Source organism: Streptomyces sp. NPDC023157 (assembly GCF_055560575.1).
In genome coordinates this window covers 164,156-182,130 of record NZ_JBVHIL010000008.1, presented here as the reverse complement: position 1 = coordinate 182,130, position 17,975 = coordinate 164,156, and the positions used below count along the sequence as shown (strand labels likewise).

The 17,975-nt window shown below is 72.7% G+C and carries 19 protein-coding genes and 2 pseudogenes; 11 read left to right on the top strand and 10 right to left on the bottom strand.

The genetic code is table 11. The features are described from left to right. Positions 1-48: 48 nt before the first annotated feature. Genes ACZ3ZE_RS27415 through ACZ3ZE_RS27405 form a run of 3 tightly spaced genes read right to left on the bottom strand, consistent with a single transcriptional unit; the run spans position 49 to position 2,605 of the window. Complete coding sequence (locus ACZ3ZE_RS27415; protein ID WP_361177298.1) at positions 49-654, bottom strand: TetR/AcrR family transcriptional regulator; 606 nt, start codon at positions 652-654, stop codon at positions 49-51. After that, a complete protein-coding gene (locus ACZ3ZE_RS27410; protein WP_363293034.1) occupies positions 651-1,439 on the bottom strand; it encodes an SDR family oxidoreductase in 789 nt (262 codons plus the stop codon). Before ACZ3ZE_RS27410 ends, ACZ3ZE_RS27415 begins: the two co-directional genes overlap by 4 nt. Next, positions 1,436-2,605, bottom strand: coding sequence for an acyl-CoA dehydrogenase family protein (locus tag ACZ3ZE_RS27405; RefSeq protein ID WP_361177294.1), 1,170 nt, complete (start codon positions 2,603-2,605; stop codon positions 1,436-1,438). The genes ACZ3ZE_RS27410 and ACZ3ZE_RS27405 overlap by 4 nt, the downstream gene beginning before the upstream one ends. Before the next feature lie 45 nt (positions 2,606-2,650). On the opposite strand from ACZ3ZE_RS27405, the gene ACZ3ZE_RS27400 reads away from it, so the two are divergent. From ACZ3ZE_RS27400 to ACZ3ZE_RS27385, 4 genes are read left to right on the top strand one after another with little or no spacing between them, the layout of a single operon-like run. Next, the gene (locus ACZ3ZE_RS27400) at positions 2,651-3,508 is read left to right on the top strand and encodes an enoyl-CoA hydratase (protein ID WP_361177292.1); all 858 of its coding nucleotides are present in this window, start codon (positions 2,651-2,653) and stop codon (positions 3,506-3,508) included. Continuing rightward, on the top strand, positions 3,508-4,677 hold the full coding sequence (locus tag ACZ3ZE_RS27395) for an acyl-CoA dehydrogenase family protein (RefSeq protein WP_467261087.1): 1,170 nt from the start codon (positions 3,508-3,510) through the stop codon (positions 4,675-4,677). The genes ACZ3ZE_RS27400 and ACZ3ZE_RS27395 overlap by 1 nt, the downstream gene beginning before the upstream one ends. Next, positions 4,677-5,717 carry an acyl-CoA dehydrogenase family protein gene (locus tag ACZ3ZE_RS27390; protein ID WP_467261085.1) on the top strand — a complete coding sequence of 347 codons (1,041 nt, stop codon included), beginning with the start codon at positions 4,677-4,679 and terminating at the stop codon, positions 5,715-5,717. The genes ACZ3ZE_RS27395 and ACZ3ZE_RS27390 overlap by 1 nt, the downstream gene beginning before the upstream one ends. A 49-nt stretch (positions 5,718-5,766) precedes the next feature. Then, entirely contained in the window at positions 5,767-6,837 is a 1,071-nt protein-coding gene (locus ACZ3ZE_RS27385) for an acyl-CoA dehydrogenase family protein (protein ID WP_361177286.1), read from the top strand. An 87-nt stretch (positions 6,838-6,924) separates the two neighbouring features. On the opposite strand, the pseudogene ACZ3ZE_RS27380 reads toward ACZ3ZE_RS27385, so the two are convergent. Continuing rightward, a pseudogene (locus ACZ3ZE_RS27380) lies at positions 6,925-7,344 on the bottom strand (HAD-IA family hydrolase); the annotation flags it as partial. A 161-nt stretch (positions 7,345-7,505) separates the two neighbouring features. Here ACZ3ZE_RS27380 and ACZ3ZE_RS27375 point away from each other — a divergent pair. Beyond that, positions 7,506-8,756, top strand: a complete 1,251-nt coding sequence (locus tag ACZ3ZE_RS27375) for an MFS transporter (protein ID WP_467261084.1) — start codon at positions 7,506-7,508, stop codon at positions 8,754-8,756. 57 nt (positions 8,757-8,813) lie between these two features. On the opposite strand, the gene ACZ3ZE_RS27370 is transcribed toward ACZ3ZE_RS27375, so the two are convergent. From ACZ3ZE_RS27370 to ACZ3ZE_RS27360, 3 genes are read right to left on the bottom strand one after another with little or no spacing between them, the layout of a single operon-like run. Further along, the gene (locus ACZ3ZE_RS27370; protein ID WP_361177282.1) at positions 8,814-9,233 is read right to left on the bottom strand and encodes an arsenate reductase ArsC; all 420 of its coding nucleotides are present in this window, start codon (positions 9,231-9,233) and stop codon (positions 8,814-8,816) included. Then, positions 9,233-10,006 carry an MIP/aquaporin family protein gene (locus ACZ3ZE_RS27365; RefSeq protein WP_361627368.1) on the bottom strand — a complete coding sequence of 258 codons (774 nt, stop codon included), beginning with the start codon at positions 10,004-10,006 and terminating at the stop codon, positions 9,233-9,235. Before ACZ3ZE_RS27365 ends, ACZ3ZE_RS27370 begins: the two co-directional genes overlap by 1 nt. After that, positions 10,003-10,386, bottom strand: coding sequence for an ArsR/SmtB family transcription factor (locus ACZ3ZE_RS27360; RefSeq protein WP_361177278.1), 384 nt, complete (start codon positions 10,384-10,386; stop codon positions 10,003-10,005). Before ACZ3ZE_RS27360 ends, ACZ3ZE_RS27365 begins: the two co-directional genes overlap by 4 nt. A gap of 90 nt (positions 10,387-10,476) precedes the next feature. Between ACZ3ZE_RS27360 and ACZ3ZE_RS27355 the strand changes: the two genes are divergently transcribed. Further along, entirely contained in the window at positions 10,477-10,896 is a 420-nt protein-coding gene (locus tag ACZ3ZE_RS27355) for an ArsI/CadI family heavy metal resistance metalloenzyme (protein ID WP_361177276.1), read from the top strand. 57 nt (positions 10,897-10,953) lie between these two features. Here the strand turns inward: ACZ3ZE_RS27355 and ACZ3ZE_RS27350 are convergent, their stop codons facing one another. Both ACZ3ZE_RS27350 and ACZ3ZE_RS27345 read right to left on the bottom strand, forming a co-directional pair. Beyond that, on the bottom strand, positions 10,954-11,790 hold the full coding sequence (locus tag ACZ3ZE_RS27350) for an undecaprenyl-diphosphate phosphatase (RefSeq protein ID WP_361177274.1): 837 nt from the start codon (positions 11,788-11,790) through the stop codon (positions 10,954-10,956). Positions 11,791-11,870: 80 nt separating this feature from the next. Beyond that, positions 11,871-12,578, bottom strand: a complete 708-nt coding sequence (locus tag ACZ3ZE_RS27345; protein WP_467261340.1) for a DedA family protein — start codon at positions 12,576-12,578, stop codon at positions 11,871-11,873. An 80-nt stretch (positions 12,579-12,658) separates the two neighbouring features. Here ACZ3ZE_RS27345 and ACZ3ZE_RS27340 point away from each other — a divergent pair, with 80 nt between their 5' ends. From ACZ3ZE_RS27340 to ACZ3ZE_RS27325, 4 genes and pseudogenes are all read left to right on the top strand, one after another. After that, positions 12,659-13,051: a BlaI/MecI/CopY family transcriptional regulator gene (locus ACZ3ZE_RS27340; RefSeq protein ID WP_361177271.1), complete on the top strand. Its 393-nt coding sequence runs from the start codon at positions 12,659-12,661 to the stop codon at positions 13,049-13,051. Positions 13,052-13,063: 12 nt separating this feature from the next. Continuing rightward, positions 13,064-14,014, top strand: coding sequence for a M56 family metallopeptidase (locus ACZ3ZE_RS27335; RefSeq protein ID WP_442304239.1), 951 nt, complete (start codon positions 13,064-13,066; stop codon positions 14,012-14,014). A gap of 45 nt (positions 14,015-14,059) precedes the next feature. Continuing rightward, positions 14,060-14,335 (top strand): annotated as a pseudogene (locus ACZ3ZE_RS27330) (EF-Tu C-terminal domain-related protein); the annotation flags it as partial. Between the two features lie 256 nt (positions 14,336-14,591). Next, entirely contained in the window at positions 14,592-15,032 is a 441-nt protein-coding gene (locus ACZ3ZE_RS27325) for a VOC family protein (RefSeq protein ID WP_361177267.1), read from the top strand. A gap of 20 nt (positions 15,033-15,052) precedes the next feature. Here the strand turns inward: ACZ3ZE_RS27325 and ligA are convergent, their stop codons facing one another. Further along, complete coding sequence (gene ligA / locus ACZ3ZE_RS27320) at positions 15,053-17,128, bottom strand: NAD-dependent DNA ligase LigA (protein ID WP_361177265.1); 2,076 nt, start codon at positions 17,126-17,128, stop codon at positions 15,053-15,055. A 273-nt stretch (positions 17,129-17,401) separates the two neighbouring features. On the opposite strand from ligA, the gene ACZ3ZE_RS27315 reads away from it, so the two are divergent. Next, positions 17,402-17,965 carry a hypothetical protein gene (locus tag ACZ3ZE_RS27315; protein WP_361177263.1) on the top strand — a complete coding sequence of 188 codons (564 nt, stop codon included), beginning with the start codon at positions 17,402-17,404 and terminating at the stop codon, positions 17,963-17,965. Positions 17,966-17,975: the final 10 nt, after the last annotated feature.

Sequence of the window (17,975 nt, the reverse complement as noted above, 5' to 3'; positions counted from 1 at the left end):
GTGCGTGGGTCGTGCGTGGTCAGCGTGGTCAGCGTGGCCATGCGGGGGTCATTCGCCCGTCCGATGTCCGTCCCGGACAGCGACGCCCTCCAGCACCATCGACAGGTACTGGCGGGCGATCTCCTCGGGGCTGTGCCGGCCGCCCGGCCGGTACCAGGACGCGGCGACCCAGACGGTGTCGCGGACGAAGCGGTAGGTGAGCCGGACGTCGAGGTCGGTGCGGAAGACCCCGGCGGCGACGCCGCGCTCCAGGGTCCTGAGCCAGGTCTCCTCGAATCTCCGCTGGGAGCCCGCGAGATAGCCGAAGCGCGGCTGTTCCCGGAGGTGTCCGGACTCCTTCTGGTAGATGGCGACGGCGGCGCGGTGCCGGTCGATCTCCCGGAACGATTCGGTGACGAGGGCTTCCAGGGTCTCCCGGGGGCCGGGCTCCGCGGCGAGCACGGCGTCGTACCGGGCCCACAGGTCGTCGAGGAAGCCGCGGAGGATCTCGTCGAGCATCGACTCCTTGGAGTCGAAGTGGTAGTAGAGGCTGCCCGCGAGCAGGCCGGCCGCGTCGGCGACGCGGCGGACGGTGGTGGCGTCGTACCCCTGGGCGGCGAACACCTCGGCCGCCGTGTCCAGGATCTCGCGGCGCCGCTCCGGCGCCGGTCTCACGGGTGCTGGCTGCTCACGGAGAGGACCTCCCCCGTCAGGTACGAGGAGTATCCGCTGGCCAGGAAGACGATCACGTTGGCCACCTCCCATGGCTCGGCGTAGCGCCCGAAGGCCTCGCGGGAGGTCAGTTCCGCCAGGAGTTCGGGGGTGGTGACCTTCACCAGGTGCGGGTGCATGGCCAGGCTCGGGGAGACGGCGTTGACCCGCACGCCGTACTCGGCGGCCTCCAGCGCGGCGCAGCGGGTGAGGGCCATGACGCCGGCCTTGGCGGCGGCGTAGTGGGCCTGGCCCTTCTGTGCCCGCCAGCCGACCACCGAGGCGTTGTTGACGACGACGCCGCCGGCGCCCGCGGCCTTCATCCGGCGCAGTGCGGCGCGGGTGCAGCGGAAGGTGCCGTTCAGGGTGACGTCGAGGACCTTGTCCCACTGCTCGTCGGCCATGTCGACCAGCTCGGCGGTGCCGCCGAGGCCCGCGTTGTTGACGACGATGTCGAGGCGTCCGTGGTTCTCCTCGGCGAGGTCGAACAGGGCGTTGACCTGGTTCTCGTCGGTGACGTCGCAGGGCAGGGCGGCGACGCGGTCCGTGCCGAACTCCGCGGCCAGCTCCGCCTCGGACTCCTTCAGTCTGCGGGCGTGGGCGTCGGAGAGGACGACCCGGGCGCCTTCCTCCAGGAGCCGTCGGGCGGTCGCTCCGCCGATGCCGGCGCCCGCGGCCGCGGTGACGACGGCGCCGCGGCCCGCGAGCAGACCGTGGCCCGGCACGTAGGGGGGTGGGGTGCCGGTCATGGGCGGACCTCCTTGGGCAGGCCGAGGACGCGCTCGGCGATGATGTTCCGCTGGATCTCGTTGGAGCCGGCGTAGAGGGTGTCGGAGCGGGAGAACAGGTACAGCCGCTGCCAGTCGGTGAGGTCGTACGGCTCGCCGGCGGCCAGCATGCCTTCGGCGCCACAGACGTCCATGGCGAGTTCGCCCAGCTCCCGGTGCCAGGTGGCCCAGAAGATCTTCCCGATGGACGCTTCGGGGCCCGGGGCCCCGGCCGCGACGCCGCCGAGCATGCGGAGGGCGTTGAACCGGATGGTCTCCAGGCCGATCCAGGCGCGGGCGATCCGGTCGCGGATCAGCGGGTCGGCCGCCGCGCCGTTGCGCCGGGCCAGCTCGATGACGGCCTCCAGTTCGCGGCGGAAGCCGACCTGCTGGCCGAGGGTGGACACGCCGCGCTCGAAGCCGAGGGTGGCCATGGCCACCCGCCAGCCGTCGCCGGGGGCGCCGACGATGTGGGAGGCGCGGGTGCGGGCCCCGTCGAAGAACACCTCGTTGAACTCCGAGGTCCCGGTCAGCTGGACGATCGGCCTGATCTCCACGCCGGGCTGGTCCAGGGGGACGAGGAGGTAGGAAAGGCCCTGGTGGCGGGTCGATCCCGGTTCGGTGCGGGCGATGACGAAGCACCAGTCGGCTTCGTGCGCGAGCGAGGTCCACACCTTCTGCCCGGTGATCACCCACTCTCCCCCGTCGTCCCGCTGGGCGCGGGTCCGCACGTTGGCCAGGTCCGAGCCGGCGTCCGGCTCCGAGTAGCCCTGGCACCACAGTTCTTCGGCGGCGACGATCGGCGGGAGGAAGCGCTCGCGCTGCGCGGGGGTGCCGAAGGCGATGAGGGTGGGTCCGAGGAGCTGCTCGCCGATGTGGTTGACGCGGGCGGGGGCGTCGGCGAGGGCGTACTCCTCGTGGAAGGCGACCTGCTGTTCGAGGGTCGCGCCCCGGCCGCCGTACTCCTTGGGCCACCCCACGCAGGTCCATCCGGCGGCGGCCATGTGCCGCTCCCAGGCGAGGCGTTCGGCGTGTGCCTCGTGTTCCCGTCCGGGGCCGCCGCGCCCGCGCAGGGCGGCGAACTCACCGGTGAGGTGGGAGCGCAGCCAGCTGCGGGCCTCTCTGCGGAACTCCTCGACGTCGCTCATGACGGTACGTTAACCTACCAAACACTTGTTAGGGAAGGAGGGCGGATGTCCGCTGCCCGCACCGCATCCACGGAGCCCGTCCGCTACGCACGCCAGGGCCCCGTGGCCGTGGTCACCATGGACCGGCCCGATTACCGCAACGCCCAGAACTCCGCGATGACCTACGCCCTCGACCGCGCCTTCTACCGCGCGGCCGACGACGACGCGGTCAAGGTCGTGGTGCTCGCCGGAGCCGGGAAGCACTTCTCCGCCGGCCACGACATCGGCACCCCCGAGCGGGACGCCCACCTTCCGTTCGACCGCAGGGCCGGACTCTGGTGGGACCACTCGGACAAGAGCGGCGCGGAGAGCCGCTTCGCCCGCGAGTCCGAGGTCTACCTGGGCATGTGCCGGCGCTGGCGCGAACTGCCCAAGCCGATGGTCGCGTCCGTGCAGGGCGCCTGCGTCGCGGGCGGCCTGATGCTCGCCTGGGTGTGCGACCTCATCGTCGCCGCCGAGGACGCGTTCTTCGCCGACCCGGTGGTCCGCATGGGTATCCCCGGCGTCGAGTACTTCGCCCACCCCTGGGTGATGCCCCCGCGGATCGCCAAGGAGTTCCTGTACACCGGCGACCGGATGGGCGCCCGGCGCGCCTACGAGGTCGGCATGGTCAACCGGGTCGTCCCCACCGGGGAACTGGCCGAGCGGACCATGGAGCTGGCGGCCAGGATCGCCGAGATGCCCCGCATGGGCCTGGCCCTGACCAAGCGCGCGGTCAACCAGGCCGAGGACCTCCAGGGCCTGCACACCGGCGTGGACTCGGTCTTCGGACTGCACCACCTCGCGCACGCGCACAACGCCGAGACCGCCCCCGACGCGCTCGGCGGCATGGACATACGCTCGATGAAGGCGGCGGGAGCCTGATGGACCTCGACCTCTCCACGGCGGAGGACGCCTTCCGGGCCGAGGCCCGCGCCTGGCTCACCGCCCACGTACCCGAGACCCCCCTGCCCTCCCTGGAGACGGAGCGGGGCTTCGCGGCCCACCGGACCTGGGAGCGGACCCTGTTCGCCGACCGCTGGTCGGTGGTCTCCTGGCCCGAGGAGTACGGCGGCCGGGGCGCCTCCCTCCTCCGGTGGCTGATCTTCGAGGAGGAGTACTACGCGGCCGGGGCCCCCGGCCGGGTCAGCCAGAACGGCATCAACCTGCTCGCCCCCACCCTCTTCGAGCACGGCAGCGACGAGCAGCGTGCCCGCGTCCTGCCGTCCATGGCGAGCGGCGAGGTCATCTGGGCCCAGGCCTGGTCCGAGCCGGAGTCCGGCTCCGACCTCGCCTCGCTGCGCTCCACCGCCGAACGCACCGACGGCGGCTGGCTCCTGAACGGCCAGAAGACCTGGTCCTCCCGGGCGGCCTTCGCCGACCGCGCCTTCGGACTGTTCCGCAGCGACCCCGACGCCGCGAAGCCGCACCAGGGACTGACGTACCTGATGTTCCCGCTGGACGCCGACGGGGTGACCGTACGGCCCATCGGGCGCCTCGACGGCAAGCCCGCCTTCGCCGAGCTCTTCCTCGACGACGTGTTCGTGCCCGACCACGACGTGATCGGCGCCCCGGGGCAGGGCTGGCGGGTCGCGATGAGCACCGCCGGCAACGAGCGGGGCCTGACCCTGCGCAGCCCGGGCCGGTTCACGAGCGCCGCCGAGCGGCTGACGGCGCTGTGGCGGGAGACCGCCGACCCGTCCGACACCGCCCTGCGCGACCGGGTCGCCGATGCCGTCATCGGCGCCCGCGCCTACCGGCTGTCCGCCTACGCGGGCGCCTCACGCCTCGCCGCCGGGGGCTCGATCGGCGCCGAGTCCAGCCTCAACAAGGTCTTCTGGTCCGAGCTCGACATCGCGCTCCACGAGACCGCCCTCGATCTGCTCGGGCCGTACGGCGAACTGGCCGACGCGGCCGGGGACGCGCCCGCGCACGGCGCCTGGGCCGAGGGCCACACCTTCTCCCTCGCCGGCCCCATCTACGCCGGCACCAACGAGATCCAGCGCGACATCATCGCCGAGCGGCTGCTCGGCCTCCCGAAGGGACGCCGGTGATGCGGTTCCTCCTCGACGACGAGCAGCGGGAGTTCGCCCGCTCCCTCGACGGCATGCTCTCGGCGGCCGACACCCCCGGGGCCGTACGGGCCTGGGCGGCCGGGGACACCGCGCCCGGCCGCGCGCTCTGGACGCGGCTCGCGGAGGCGGGGGTCTTCGCCCTCGCCGTACCGGAACGGCACGACGGGCTCGGCCCGCTGCCCCTCGAACTGGCCGTCGCCTTCACCGAACTGGGCCGGCACGCCGTACCCGGGCCACTGGTCGAGACGGTCGCCGCGGCGGCGCTGCTCGACCGGCTCGACGGCGTCGGCGGGGGCGGGGCGGAGGGCTCCGGCACGGACGGGGCGGATGGGGCGGATGGTGCCGCCGCCGCGTGGCTGCCGCAGATCGCCTCGGGCAAGGCGGTCGTCTCCCTGTGCGTGCCGGCCGCCGGCAGCCCTTACGCCCTCGACCCGGACGCCGCCGACACCGTACTCGTCGTCGAGGGCGACACCGTACGTCTGGCGGCGACGGCCGGTCCCGTCCAGCCCTCGGCCGATCCCGCGCGCCGGCTGGCCCGCCCGCTCGGCGGATCCGTCCTGGCGCGCGGCCCGAAGGTGACCGCCGCCGCCGCGTACGCCGCCGAGGTCGCCGCCCTGGCCACCGCGGCCCAGTCCCTCGGCCTCGGGCGTGCCCTCCTCGACCGGACCGTCGCGTACGTCGGGCAGCGCACCCAGTTCGGTGTCGCCATCGGCTCCTTCCAGGCGGTGAAGCACCGCCTCGCCGACACGCTCATCGCGCTGGAGTTCGCGCAGCCGCTGCTCCACTCCGCCGCCCTGGCCCTGGCGGAAGGAGCCGACCACAGCGCCGCCGAGGTCGCCGCGGCGAAGGTCACGGCGGGCGAGGCCGCGTACGCCGCCGCCCGCACCGCCCTGCAACTCCACGGAGCCGTCGGCTACACGGAGGAGCTTGACCTCGCCCTGTGGATCCGCAAGGCCCGCCCCCTCCGCGACGCCTGGGGCACCCCCGCGGCCTGCCGCGCCCGTGTGCTCGGCTCCTGACGCCGCGCGAGCGGCACCGTACCCGTCCCCCATCGAGAGGAGCAGAGGCGTGAGGCTGACGGAGGAACAGGAAGAGCTGCGGTCCGCCGTACGGGCCGTGCTCGGACGACACGCGGGGGCCGCCGCCTGGCGCCCGCTGACCGAGCAGATCGGCGTCGCGGGCCTCGCCGTCCCCGAGGAGTACGGCGGTGCCGGGTACGGGGCGCAGGAGGTCCACGTGGTCCTGGAGGAGCTGGGCCGGGAGCTCAGCCCCGTACCGTTCCTCGGCTCGGCGGTGCTCACGGTGCGGGCGCTGCTCGCCTCGGACGACGCGGCGGCCTGCGCGCGGCTGCTGCCGGACCTGGCCTCGGGGGCCGTGGTGGGCGCCCTGGCGTGGGCCGAGCACGGCTCCTGGGACCCGTCGGACGTACGGGCCGAGGCGCGCCCCGGGCCCGGGGGGACGTGGCGGATCACCGGGACGAAGGAGCATGTGCTGGACGGGGCGGAGGCCGGGGTCCTGCTCGTGGCGGCGCGTTCGGAAGCGGGGGTCTCGCTCTTCGAGGTGCCCGTGCACGGAACGGGCGTACAGCGCGAGGCGGCCGTCCCGATGGACTCCACCCGGGCACAGGCCCGCGTGGTGCTCGCGGCGGCGGAGGGCCGGCTCGTCGGAGCGGAAGGAGCGGGCGAGGAGGTCCTCGCGCACGTACTGGACCTGGCCTGCACGGCGCTCGCCGCCGAGCAGGTCGGCGCCGCCTCGCGCTGCCTCGAACTCACGCTCGCCTACGCCGCGGAGCGGGTCCAGTTCGGGCGGCCCATCGGCTCCTTCCAGGCCGTCAAACACCGCCTCGCGGACGCGTACGTCCTGGTCGAATCGGCCCGCTCGGCCGCCCTCGGAGCCACCTTCGCCGCCGCGGGCGCCCCGGAGCGGACCCGTCTCGCGGCCGCCGCCAAGTCCGCCTGCTCGGAGGCGTTCTCGGCGGTCGCGGGCGAGATGATCCAGTTGCACGGCGGCATCGGCATCACCTGGGAACACGACGCCCACCGCTACTTCAAGCGGGCCCACGGCTCGGCCCAGCTCTTCGGCCCGCCGTCCTGGCACCGCGCCCGCCTGGCGGCCGACTTGGGGCTGGCGGTGACGTGATCCGCCGGCGCCCCCGCACTCTGCGACCGGTGCGGGGTGTGGGGGCGACGGGGTTGCCGTTCAGGCTGAGAGGCGCCGCCCCGTCGTCTACAACCGCGCGATGAGCGAAGGCAGTTCGCGCATGTCGTGGAAGACCGTGGTGTCCTGGCCTTCGAGGCGTTCGGCCGGGGTCAGCCCGCCGGCGTAGCCGAGGGAGCGCATGCCGGCCGCGCGGGCGGCGTGGACGCCGGGCCGGCTGTCCTCGACCACGACGCAGGCGGCCGGATCGACGCCCATCTGCCGGGCCGCGTACAGGAAAAGGTCGGGGGCGGGCTTGCCTCGGGCGACCTCGGACGCGCTGTAGACGCGGCCGGCGAAGCGCTCGTAGAGCCCGGTACGGCCGAGGGTGTGCCGCATCTTGACGTGGGAGCCGCTGGAGGCGACGCAGGTCGGCAGGGTGAGTGCGTCGAGTGCCTCCGGCAGGCCGTCGACCGGGGCGAGTTCGGCGTCCACGGCCTCCCGGTGGAGTTCGGCATGAGGAGCAGGTCGTAGCGGGTGAAGAGGTCGGCGAGGGTCTGCACCATGAGCTTCACGGCGGACAGCAGTTCGCCGGTGCAGGGGGCAACCGTCAGGGCACGCGATCTTCGTACGCCTGCGGCGGGTTCTGCGGCGCTGTTAGCCTGCGGTCCATGATCAAGGGCGGATTGGCCGGTCGAACAGGCCGGATGGCGGGGGACAGCGGGCCGGAGCGCGTGCTGGTCGCCGCCAGTTTCGTCAACCGGGTCGGCAACGGTCTGTTCAACGCGGCGTCGGCGCTCTACTTCACCTTGGTCGTGGGCCTGCCCGCGGTGCAGGTCGGCGGCGCGCTCACCATCGCCGGAGTGATCGGCCTGTGCGCGGGGATACCCGGGGGTCATCTCGCTGACCGGCGCGGCGCACGCGTGATCATGATGCTGGCCCTCGCGGTCCAGGCGGTATCGATGGCGGCCCTCGTACTCGTCCAGAGCTGGGCCGCGCTCACGCTCATCGCGACGGTCGACCAGATCGCCGCGGCGGTCGGAGGGGCGGCGTGGGGGGCTCTGGTGGTCAGGGTCGGCGGTGAGCGGCCGGCCGTGTTCCGGGCGAAGCTGCGCACCTTCGTCAACCTGGGCGTCGTCCTGGGAACGATGGGTGCCGGGCTGGCGCTGGCCGCGGACACCCGCGGCGCCTATGTCACGCTGATTCTCGGCAACGCGGCGAGCTTCGCCCTGTGCGCGGTGCTTCTGCTTCTGCTGCCCCGCTATCCGGTGCTGGCAGCGCCGCCGCAGCAGCGGCGCTGGCTCGTCTTCGCGGACCGCCCGTTCCTGACGTTCACCGCCCTCTACGGGGCCATGGGACTGCAGTACCCGGTGGTCTCCCTGCTCCTGCCGATCTGGATCTCCGAGCACACGGAAGCGCCGCGTTGGACGGTGGCCGCGCTGTTCGCCGTCAATTCCGCCTTCTGCGTACTGATGCAGACCAGGATCGGCTCCCGCATCGAGACCCCGTACGACGGCGGCAGGGCGTTTCGCACCGCGGGGCTGCTCTTCCTCGTCAGCTGTCCGATGATGGCGCTGGCGGCGTACGCCCCTGTCTGGGCGGCAGCAGGACTGGTCCTGGCGGCGATCTTCGTCCATAGCCTGGGAGAGGTCTGGGAGTCCTCGGCGGCCTTCGCCCTGGGTTTCGGTCTCGCCCCCGACCATGCCCAGGGCCAGTACCAAGGTGTCTTCGGCCTCGGCTTCAACGCGGGCCAGGCTCTTGCCCCCGCGATCCTCACCACGGTGGTGCTGGGTCTCGGCACGGCGGGCTGGCTGCTGTTGGCGCTGTTCTTCGCCATGCTGGGTGCCGCCGGCCCAGCTCTTGCCCGCTGGGGTATGCGGACCCGGCCGCAGCCGGGGGTCACCGCGGAAGCGACGAGATGACGCGCCACGTGCCGTGGTGGCGGCCGATGCGTACGCCGGTGCCCGTACCGGCGGCGGTCATGCCGCGGGCTCGATGTGGAGTTCGGTGAGCAGGCCGCGGACGCGCTGCTCGATCTCGTCGCGGATCGGCCGTACCGCCGCGACGCCCTGCCCGGCGGGGTCTTCGAGGGTCCAGTCGAGGTAGCGCTTGCCGGGGAAGTAGGGGCAGGCGTCGCCGCAGCCCATGGTGATCACGACGTCGGAGGTCCGCACCGTCTCGGTGGTGAGGATCTTCGGGGTCTGGGCGGAGATGTCGATGCCGGCCTCGCGCATGGCCTCCACCACGGCCGGGTTCACCGTGTCGGCGGGGGCGGATCCGGCCGAGCGGACCTGAACGCGGTCGCCGCCGAGGTGGCTGAGGAAGGCGGCGGCCATCTGGGAGCGGCCTGCGTTGTGCACGCACACGAACAGCACGGACGGGGCGGTGGAGGGGTCCATCAGGCGAGGGCGCTTTCTTCGGGGGGACGGGTGGGGGCGGCGGGCCGCTGCGTTTCGTGGGGCACGACGGTCTCGGCCTCGCGCTCGCCGTCGGGGCGGCCGAAGCAGAGTGCGACCAGGCCGAGTCCGGCGGCGGCGCCGAGCACCTGGGCGGCGAGGAAGGGCAGCACGGAGGTGGGGGCGATGCCGGCGAAGGTGTCGGTGAACGCCCTGCCGATCGTGACGGCCGGGTTGGCGAAGGACGTGGAGGAGGTGAACCAGTACGCCGAGCCGATGTAGGAGGCGACCAGCGGCGGCGCCAGGTGCCCCCGTCCGGCGCGGGCCAGGCCGAAGATCAGCCAGACCAGCCCGGCGGTGGCCACGATCTCGCCCAGCCACAGCTGGCCGGAGAACCGGTCGTGCGAGGAGAGGCGCACGAGCGGCTTGCCGAACATGGCGTCGGCGAGCACCGCGCCGGTGATCGCTCCGGCGATCTGGGCGGGTACGTACGCGGCGACGTCGCGCAGGGTGGTGTCCTCGCCGGTGCGGCGGCCGGTGAACCAGGCGGCGAGGGTGACCGCCGGGTTGAAGTGCGCACCGGACACCGGGCCGAGCAGGGCGATCAGCACGCCCAGGCCGAAGACGGTGGCGAGGGAGTTGGCCAGCAGCCGCGTCCCGACGTCATGGGTCAGTTCGGTGGCCTGGATCCCGGAGCCGACCACCACCGCGACCAGCGCGGCCGTCCCCAGCCCCTCGGCCGTCGCCCGCCGCAGCAGTGGCGCCGGCGCGCTCACGCGGGGGCCTTCGCGGACACGGCGGGGATCTGGAGAAGGGCGGACAGCTTCGCCAGGGCTTCGGGCAGCACCCAGTAGTACACCCAGGTCCCGCGCCGCTCGGAGCCGACGAGACCGGCCTCGCGGAGCACCTTCAGATGGTGGGAGATCGTCGGCTGGGACACGTCGAACGGGCCGGTCAGGTCGCACACGCACGCCTCGCCGCCCTCGTGGGAGGCGATCAGGGAGAGCAGGCGCAGCCGGATCGGGTCCGACAGCGCCTTGAACATGCGCGACAGCTCGGCCGCGGCCTCCTCGCCCAGTGGCTCGCGGACCATCGGCGCGCAGCACGCCGCCCCGTCGTCCTGTCCGAGCACTACCAGACCAGCTTGTTTCGACATTCTTCAATATTGACAGGCGTCGATCCCGAGGGCAAGGTCGACTGTATCGACGAACGTCGAAGCAAGTCCGTTCTCTGCTGGGAGACCGCCATGTCCCGTGTTCAGCTCGCCCTACGCGTCGCCGACCTCGAAGCCTCGATCACCTTCTACTCCAAGCTCTTCGGCACCGAACCGGCCAAGCGCCGCGAGGGTTACGCCAACTTCGCCCTCACCGAGCCCCCGCTCAAGCTGGTCCTCATCGAGGGCGAGGCCGGCGAGGACACCCGCCTCGACCACCTCGGCGTCGAGGTCGCCTCCACCGAGCAGGTCCACGCCGCCACCACCCGCCTCAAGGACGCGGGCCTGGCCACCTTCGAGGAGAACGACACCTCCTGCTGCTACGCCCTCCAGGACAAGGTGTGGGTCACCGGCCCCGGCAAGGAGCCGTGGGAGGTCTACGTCGTCAAGGCCGACGCCGACACCCTCGGCAAGAGCGCCGACGCCGCCCCCGAGGCCTGCTGCGGCAGCTGACCGGGGCGCCCGCACCCTCCCGGCCAGCGCCCATCCGACCAGCAGTGACGCCGCCCCTCAGGCGGCGATGATCCCCGTGCCGAGGAGGCCCAGCAGGAGCACGCCGACGATCACGCGGTAGATGACGAAGGCGTTGAAGGAGTGCCGGGCGACGTACTTGAGCAGCCAGGCGATCGAGGCGTACGCGACGGCGAAGGACACCGCGGTCCCGACGGCGAGCGGGGCGAGGCCGACACTCGCGCCGACGGCGTCCTTGAGCTCGTAGACGCCGGCACCGGTGAGGGCGGGGATGCCGAGGAAGAAGGACAGACGGGTGGCGGCGACCCGGTCGAGGTCCAGGAGGAGGGCGGTGGACATGGTGGCGCCGGAGCGGGAGAAGCCGGGGAAGAGCAGGGCGAGGATCTGCGCGCAGCCGACGAGCATCGTGTCCTTGAAGCCGGTGTCGTCCTCGCCGCGCTTGTGGCGGCCCATCCGGTCGGCCACCCACATCACGCCGCTGCCGACGATCAGCGAGCCGGCGACCACCCAGAGGGAGGCGAGCGGTCCGTCGATGAGGGGCTTGGCGGCGAGGCCGACCACCACGATCGGGATCGTGGCGAAGATGATCCACCAGGCGAACTTGTAGTCGTGGTGGTACCGCTCCTCCTTGTCGGCCAGGCCGCGCCCCCATGCGGTGACGATGCGGACGATGTCCTTGAAGAAGTAGACGAGGACGGCGGCGATCGCGCCGACCTGGATCACGGCGGAGAAGCCGACCACGGAGGCGTCGTCGACCGGGATGCCCATGAGCCCCTCGGTGATCTTGAGGTGGCCGGTGGAGGAGACGGGCAGGAATTCGGTGATGCCTTCGACGATGCCGAGGATGGTGGCCTGACCGAGGCTGATGGCGCTCATCAAGGTCCTGTCTGAGGAGGGGATCGCGTACGCGGGGACGCCGCGTACGCGCGTACGCGAGCAGGGGTACGGGTGCGGTGTCAGCGACCGGCGCCGGCGCAGCGCGCGGCCCGGCGGGCGCGCCGGAACTCCACGGCGAGCGGCAACAGGGATACGGCGACGATCGCCGCGATCACGGGGAGGAGGTAGTGGTCGACGTTCGGGATGCTGGAGCCGAGGGCGTAGCCGCCGAGGACCAGGCCCGTCGTCCACACGAGGCCGCCCGTGACCTGCCAGAGGGCGAAGGTGCGGGCGGGCACGCCGACCATGCCCGCGAGCGGGTTCAGTACCGTGCGGACCACGGGGAGGAACCGGGCCAGGACGATGGCCTTGCCGTGGCCGTATCGGGCGAGCAGGTCCTCGGCGCGGGCGGCGCCGTCACGCAGGTGACGGCTTCGGGTGCGTTCGAGGAGGGGGCGGCCGGCCCGGGCGCCGATCAGGTAGCCGGTCTGCGCGCCGAGGAGGGCGCCGGCGGCGGCTGCGACGAGGACGCCGGGGAGGGCGAGGTGGGCGCCCGCCGTGTCGGGAGTGCCGGTGGTGCACAGCAGGCCGGCGGTGAACAGCAGGGAGTCGCCGGGCAGGAAGAAGCCGATCAGCAGGCCGGTCTCGGCGTACAGGACGAGGAAGACGCCGACCGTGCCGAAGGCGGTCAGCAGGGATGTGGCATCCAGCGGATTGAGGGCCAGGAGCACCCGGGGTTCCTTTCCGCCGTGCGCGGGCCGGGCGACTGCCTCCGGGTACGGGCGCATGGCACACTCATGGAACAGCATTTACGCGTGCGTAGAACTTCTACGCGACTGTAGAAGATGATCGGGAGAACGCCAAACCCATGGACGCGAACACGCGCGATCAGGCACCCAGGCGGCCCAACGGCGCACGGGAGACGCAGATCCTCGAGCTGCTCCAGCGGGCCGACGGCGCCCTGACACCCGGCGAGGTCGCCGAGCGGCTCGGCGGCGACCTCACGTACAGCACCGTCGTGACGATCCTGACCCGCATGCACGGCAAGCAGATGCTGCACCGCTCGCCGCGCGGCCGGGCCTACGCGTACGAGCCGGTCACCGACGAGGCCGGATTCGCCGCCCGCCGGATGCGCTCGGTCCTCGACGCCCGGCCCGACCGCGAGGCCGTCCTGGCCCGCTTCGCCGACGAACTCTCCGACACCGACGCCGAACTCCTGCGCCAGATGCTCGGCGACGCCGGCAACGGCGACCCACGGTAAGGAAGCCCGTCGATGCGCTTCGCCGTCTACCTGCCGCTGCTGCTCCCCCTGCTCGCGCCGCTCGGCGCCCGCCTGATCGCCGAACGGTGCGAGCCACGCCTGGCCACCTGGCTGCTGTCCGCCTCCGCGCTCGTCCTCGGCACGGCGAGCACCCTGTGCCTCGGCCTGCTCGCCCTCACCGGCCTCGTCCGCATCCCCCAGCTGGCCGCGCTCGGCCACTGGGCCCCCCTCACCGCGCACGACGACCCGGCGGCCCTGCCCGTCGCGCTGGCGGCCGGCCTGCTCCTGGGCGGCGCCACCGTGATGGCCGTACGGTTCCTGCTCCGGCGCGCCCGCACGCTCGCCGCCGCCGCGCTGGACGCCGCCTGCATGCCCACCCGCAACGGCCTGGTCGTCGTCGAGGACGAGACACCCGACGCCTTCGCCCTGCCCGGGCTCCCCGGCCGGGTCGTGGTGTCCACCGGCATGCTGCGGACACTCGACGCCGACGAGCACCGGATCCTCCTGGCCCACGAACGCGCCCACCTCACCGCCCACCACTACGCGTTCGTCGCCACCGCCCAACTCGGCGCGGCCGCCAACCCGCTGCTCCGCCCCCTTGCCCGGGCCGTCACGTACACCATCGAACGCTGGGCCGACGAGAACGCCGCCACCGCCACGGGCGACCGACGCAAGGTCGCTCACACGGTCGGCAAAGCCGCACTCGCCGCCCAGCGCCACCCGGGCCGCGCGCCCGGGGGCGCGCTCGGCTTCCTCGGGCTGCGCCAACGACTCGAACGGCACGGCGGGCGACGCCCGATCGGCCCCGTACCGCGCCGCGTAGCCGCCCTCCTCGCACCACCCCTCACCCTCCACCCCGCCCTCGCGGCGGTCACGGTCGCGGTACTGGCCGCCGCGACCCTCGCCTCGGCCGAGGCGACGCACGACCTGCACGCGCTGCTGCGGGCCTTGGGCGCTTGGTAGGCCGACGTCGGCCAGGTCCTCGTAACGCCAGGATCAGTCCGCGCGCATGCCGACTTCACCGCCGGCATCTCCCTGCTCTCCGAGGAGCAGGGCTCCGCGGATGTCTTCTCGGGCGATCGCCTCTGCTTCTACGTCCGCACCGCGGCAGTCCGGGGCACCGTCACGCTGCCCGAGGGCACTGATGCGATCCGGCCGCTTCACGGAGCCGTGGTGACCGTGGCACTCGAAGAGTCTGTCGCACTGGAGGAAGGCCAGCCCTTCGCGTTCCGCCACCACGGTCGCGCCGCCGGCTCCGGCACCGTGACTCGACTCCCGCGTTGAGTCCCGACCCTTGGGGCCCTCCCTACCTAGTGCAGGACGAGCAAGCGGACCCGAAGCCTGCTCAGTCGCGCGGAGCCTCGACGGAGCCCAGCCGCCTGGGCCACGGGGAACGCCGGCGGATCAGCGGCGACCTCCACCCGTCCGTCCACGGCTACTCGCCCCGTTCCCGTTTACGGGTGTCGAGAACGGGCCGCCGGTTCCGTCCCCGGTATACCGGTGGCTTCGAAGAGCCGCGCAACGCAGAGGGAGAACCGTCATGACGCTTCAGCGGATGGACAACGTAGGCATCGTTGTCGAAGACCTGGACGCCGCCGTCGCCTTCTTCACCGAACTGGGCATGGAAGTCGAAGGCAGGGCACAGATCGAGGGCCTCTTCGCGGATCAGTCCGTCGGGCTCGACGGAGTACGCAGCGACATCGCGATGATGCGGACCCCGGACGGCCACGCCAAGCTGGAGCTCGCGCAGTACCACAACCCCGCCGCCATCAGGGACGGGGCGCACAACCCGCCGCCGAACACACTGGGCCTGCACCGGGTCATGTTCGCCGTCGACGACATCGACGACACCATCGCCCGCCTGCGCCCCCATGGCGCCGAACTCATCGGCGAGGTGGCGCGGTACCAGGACATCTACCGCCTCTGTTACCTCCGCGGCCCCTCAGGCATCCTCCTCGCGCTCGCCGAACAGATCAGCTGATCCTCTTGTGCCGGGGGCCGTCAGGGGAGGTAGTCGGCGATGAGGTCGGCGAACTGTTCCGGGGTGAGGACCTCGACGCCCAGCTTCTCGGCGGCTACGGCCTTCGAGCTCGGCTTGCCGCCCGGTGTGGAAGCGGCGACGAGGTAGGAGGTCTTGGCGTTGACGCTGCTTCCGGCTCGGCCGCCGGCGCGCTCGATGAGTTCGTTCATCCGTGTGCGGGCGAGGCCGTCGAGGCGGCCTGTCATCTTGCCCGTGACGACGACGGTCCTGCCCGCCAGCGGCCCCTGCCCCTCGGCCACGGATCCGGTGGCGACGAAGGCCTGTTCGGGTTCGGACATGTTGACGCCTGCCGCGATCAGCTTGTCGATGACCGGCGCGAGGGCGACGAGTTCCGCGACGACGACCGGTGCCTTCTCGGGGCCCATGCCCTCCACGGCCTGGATGTCCTCCGCGGTCGCCGTACGGATCGCGTCCATGGTGCCGAAGTGCGCGGCGATCCGCCGCGACATGCTGCGGCCGGTGCCGGGGATGCCGAGCGCGCAGAAGACGCGGCTGAGCGGGCGGCCCTTGGCCAGGGCGAGCTGCTCGGCCAGTTTCGCACCGCGCTTGGCGCTGCCCGAGGCCGTGGTCAACTGCTCGTCGGTCAGGGCGAACAGGTCCGCCACGTCGCGGACGAGCCCAGAGTCGATCAGGGCCTTGACGTAGGTCTTGCCGAGGCCGTCGATGTCGAGGATGTCGCGCCCGGCGGCGTACTCGACCAGCGGTGCGAGTGCGCACGCCGTGCCCTTGGCGCAGCGCCACCGCTCCTGGCTCCTGTCGATGACTCCGCCGCAGTTCGGGCAGGCCTCGGGCAGCGGGACCGGCAGCGCGCCTTCGGGGCGGAGTTCGACGACGGGGGCCTGGACGCGGGGGATGATGTCGCCCGCCTTGTAGACGGTCACGGTGTCCCCGAGGTGCAGCCCGCGCCGGGCGATGTCGGCCGGGTTGTGCAGGGTGGCGCGGGAGACCGTCGAGCCGTCGATGTCGACGGGTGCGAGGAGGGCCGTCGGGGCGAGCACGCCGGTGCGGCCGACCTCCCAGACCACGTCCTCCAGCACGGTCTGCCGCTCGACGGCCGGGAGCTTGTACGCGATCGCCCAGTGCGGGAACCGGCTGCCCAGCCCGGCGGCCTCCTGCTCGGCGGCGCTGTTGGCCTTGATGACCACGCCGTCGATCCCGAAGGGCAGCCCGGCGCGCATCGCGGCGATGGCGTCCACCTGCGCCTGGGCCTCCGCTATGGTGCCGACGACGTGCAGGCCGGCGGGCGTCGCGGCCGTGGTCGACACACCCGCCGCGGCGACGGCGGCCAGTGCCTCGGCGTGCGTCGCCCCAGCGGGCAGGAACGCTTCGCCGTCCAGGTCGACCGCGCCGTACGCCCAGAACGTCATCGCCAGCCGGTAGGGCCGGTCCTTGGCCCGCAGCGTTCCGGCCGCCCCGTTGCGCGGGTTCGCGAACAGCGACGCCCCGTGCGCGGCGCGCACCTCGTTCGCCGCCTCGAACTGCGCCTGTGTGAAAAGGACTTCGCCGCGCGCCTCGAACGTCACCGGCTCGGCCAGCCGCTCCGGCAGACCGACGATGCTGCCGATCACATGGCTGACGTCCTCGCCGTGGCTGCCGTCGCCGCGGGTGACGATCCGCACCAGCCGCCCGCCCCGGTAGCGGACGGCGACGGCCGCACCGTCCAGCTTCGGCTCGACCGTGAAACCCCCCTCGGCCGCCCGCCCGAGCCGCCGCTCCAGCGACGCCTCCCACCCGGCCAGCTCCTCGGGGCTGAAGACGTTGTCCAGGCTGAGCAGCCGCGACGTGTGCGGGACGTCACCCTCGGGAGCGGCGCCGTCGGCGACCAGCCCGGTCGGCGAACCGGCCGTCTCGCCCGGGTGCGCGGCCTCCCACTCCAGCACGGCGCGGCGCAACGCGTCGAAGGACGCGTCGTCCATCGGGCTGTTGCCGCCGCCGTAGTAGGCGTGCGACGCCTCACGGAGCCGGTCGAGCGCGGACGCGTAGTCGACGGCGGTGGACAGGGCAAAGGACGCCTCAGCGGCGGGAAGTGCGGTCATACACGCATCATGTCGTGAGGGTCTGACAACGCCCGTCGAGGTGCGAGGCAGCCAGGAGCGCTCTTGTACGGGCGGGGTGTTGCCCACTCGGTCGTCGGGGGTGGAGGTGTTGGCCGGCGGCTGCGGATGCCGCGGTGTGGGCGGGCCATTGGGCCTCGTGGCGGCCGGCCGGTGCGCCCTCCGGCGGCGGACCGGCGCCCGTCCGGCCGTTGCCGGAGCCGACCGCAAGAAACTCCGTCGCCCCTGCGGTCCGGCTGGGTGATCATGGCTGCCATGACGGATGCAACCGGACCCGAGTCACTGGGCGTATGTATCGTGGGCAATGTCGCTCCGGAGACCAGCCACGGCGAAGGCGGGCTGGAGATCCGCAAGGGGCTGCGGCACTTCGCGCCGGGGGCGAAGGTGTGGATCGCGCCGCCTGCCTGGGGCGACGGAGGCGAACGGGTCATCGTGGCCGGACGCCATCGGCGCAACCACCGTCGGTACATGCGGATCGTGATCGAACGCCGCTTCCTGACGAACTTCCGGGTCCGCGCCATCTACAGCCCGGCACTGCTCCGCGCGCTGATGGAACTGGAACCCGGCGAGGAAGAAGTCGGCGCCGGTTTCCTGTGGTCCCCCGAACAGGCCGAGAGCTCGGCGCGGTCATGGAACACGCCGACGATGGAGGCCCGGGTGGACGGCCTCCCCCGTTGGCCCGCCCGCTTCGTCACCGACCCGCCGCCCATGGAGCTGCACCTCGACGGCACCACGTACTACCTGTCTCATTTCAACTTCCGCGGGGCCCGCTACTCCCCCGAGCCGCCGCCGGCAGAACCGTCGCCGACGCTCAGCTGAGGACAGTGAC

What these genes read in the sequence shown, in the direction of transcription:
- ACZ3ZE_RS27410 (WP_363293034.1), bottom strand. Translation starts at nt 1,439, where the DNA reads ATGACCGGCACCCCACCCCCCTACGTGCCGGGCCACGGTCTGCTCGCG.
- ACZ3ZE_RS27405 (WP_361177294.1), bottom strand. Translation starts at nt 2,605, where the DNA reads ATGAGCGACGTCGAGGAGTTCCGCAGAGAGGCCCGCAGCTGGCTGCGC.
- ACZ3ZE_RS27400 (WP_361177292.1), top strand. Translation starts at nt 2,651, where the DNA reads ATGTCCGCTGCCCGCACCGCATCCACGGAGCCCGTCCGCTACGCACGC.
- ACZ3ZE_RS27395 (WP_467261087.1), top strand. Translation starts at nt 3,508, where the DNA reads ATGGACCTCGACCTCTCCACGGCGGAGGACGCCTTCCGGGCCGAGGCC.
- ACZ3ZE_RS27390 (WP_467261085.1), top strand. Translation starts at nt 4,677, where the DNA reads ATGCGGTTCCTCCTCGACGACGAGCAGCGGGAGTTCGCCCGCTCCCTC.
- ACZ3ZE_RS27375 (WP_467261084.1), top strand. Translation starts at nt 7,506, where the DNA reads ATGATCAAGGGCGGATTGGCCGGTCGAACAGGCCGGATGGCGGGGGAC.
- ACZ3ZE_RS27370 (WP_361177282.1), bottom strand. Translation starts at nt 9,233, where the DNA reads ATGGACCCCTCCACCGCCCCGTCCGTGCTGTTCGTGTGCGTGCACAAC.
- ACZ3ZE_RS27360 (WP_361177278.1), bottom strand. Translation starts at nt 10,386, where the DNA reads ATGTCGAAACAAGCTGGTCTGGTAGTGCTCGGACAGGACGACGGGGCG.
- ACZ3ZE_RS27355 (WP_361177276.1), top strand. Translation starts at nt 10,477, where the DNA reads ATGTCCCGTGTTCAGCTCGCCCTACGCGTCGCCGACCTCGAAGCCTCG.
- ACZ3ZE_RS27350 (WP_361177274.1), bottom strand. Translation starts at nt 11,790, where the DNA reads ATGAGCGCCATCAGCCTCGGTCAGGCCACCATCCTCGGCATCGTCGAA.
- ACZ3ZE_RS27345 (WP_467261340.1), bottom strand. Translation starts at nt 12,578, where the DNA reads ATGCGCCCGTACCCGGAGGCAGTCGCCCGGCCCGCGCACGGCGGAAAG.
- ACZ3ZE_RS27340 (WP_361177271.1), top strand. Translation starts at nt 12,659, where the DNA reads ATGGACGCGAACACGCGCGATCAGGCACCCAGGCGGCCCAACGGCGCA.
- ACZ3ZE_RS27335 (WP_442304239.1), top strand. Translation starts at nt 13,064, where the DNA reads ATGCGCTTCGCCGTCTACCTGCCGCTGCTGCTCCCCCTGCTCGCGCCG.
- ACZ3ZE_RS27325 (WP_361177267.1), top strand. Translation starts at nt 14,592, where the DNA reads ATGACGCTTCAGCGGATGGACAACGTAGGCATCGTTGTCGAAGACCTG.
- ligA (WP_361177265.1), bottom strand. Translation starts at nt 17,128, where the DNA reads ATGACCGCACTTCCCGCCGCTGAGGCGTCCTTTGCCCTGTCCACCGCC.
- ACZ3ZE_RS27315 (WP_361177263.1), top strand. Translation starts at nt 17,402, where the DNA reads ATGACGGATGCAACCGGACCCGAGTCACTGGGCGTATGTATCGTGGGC.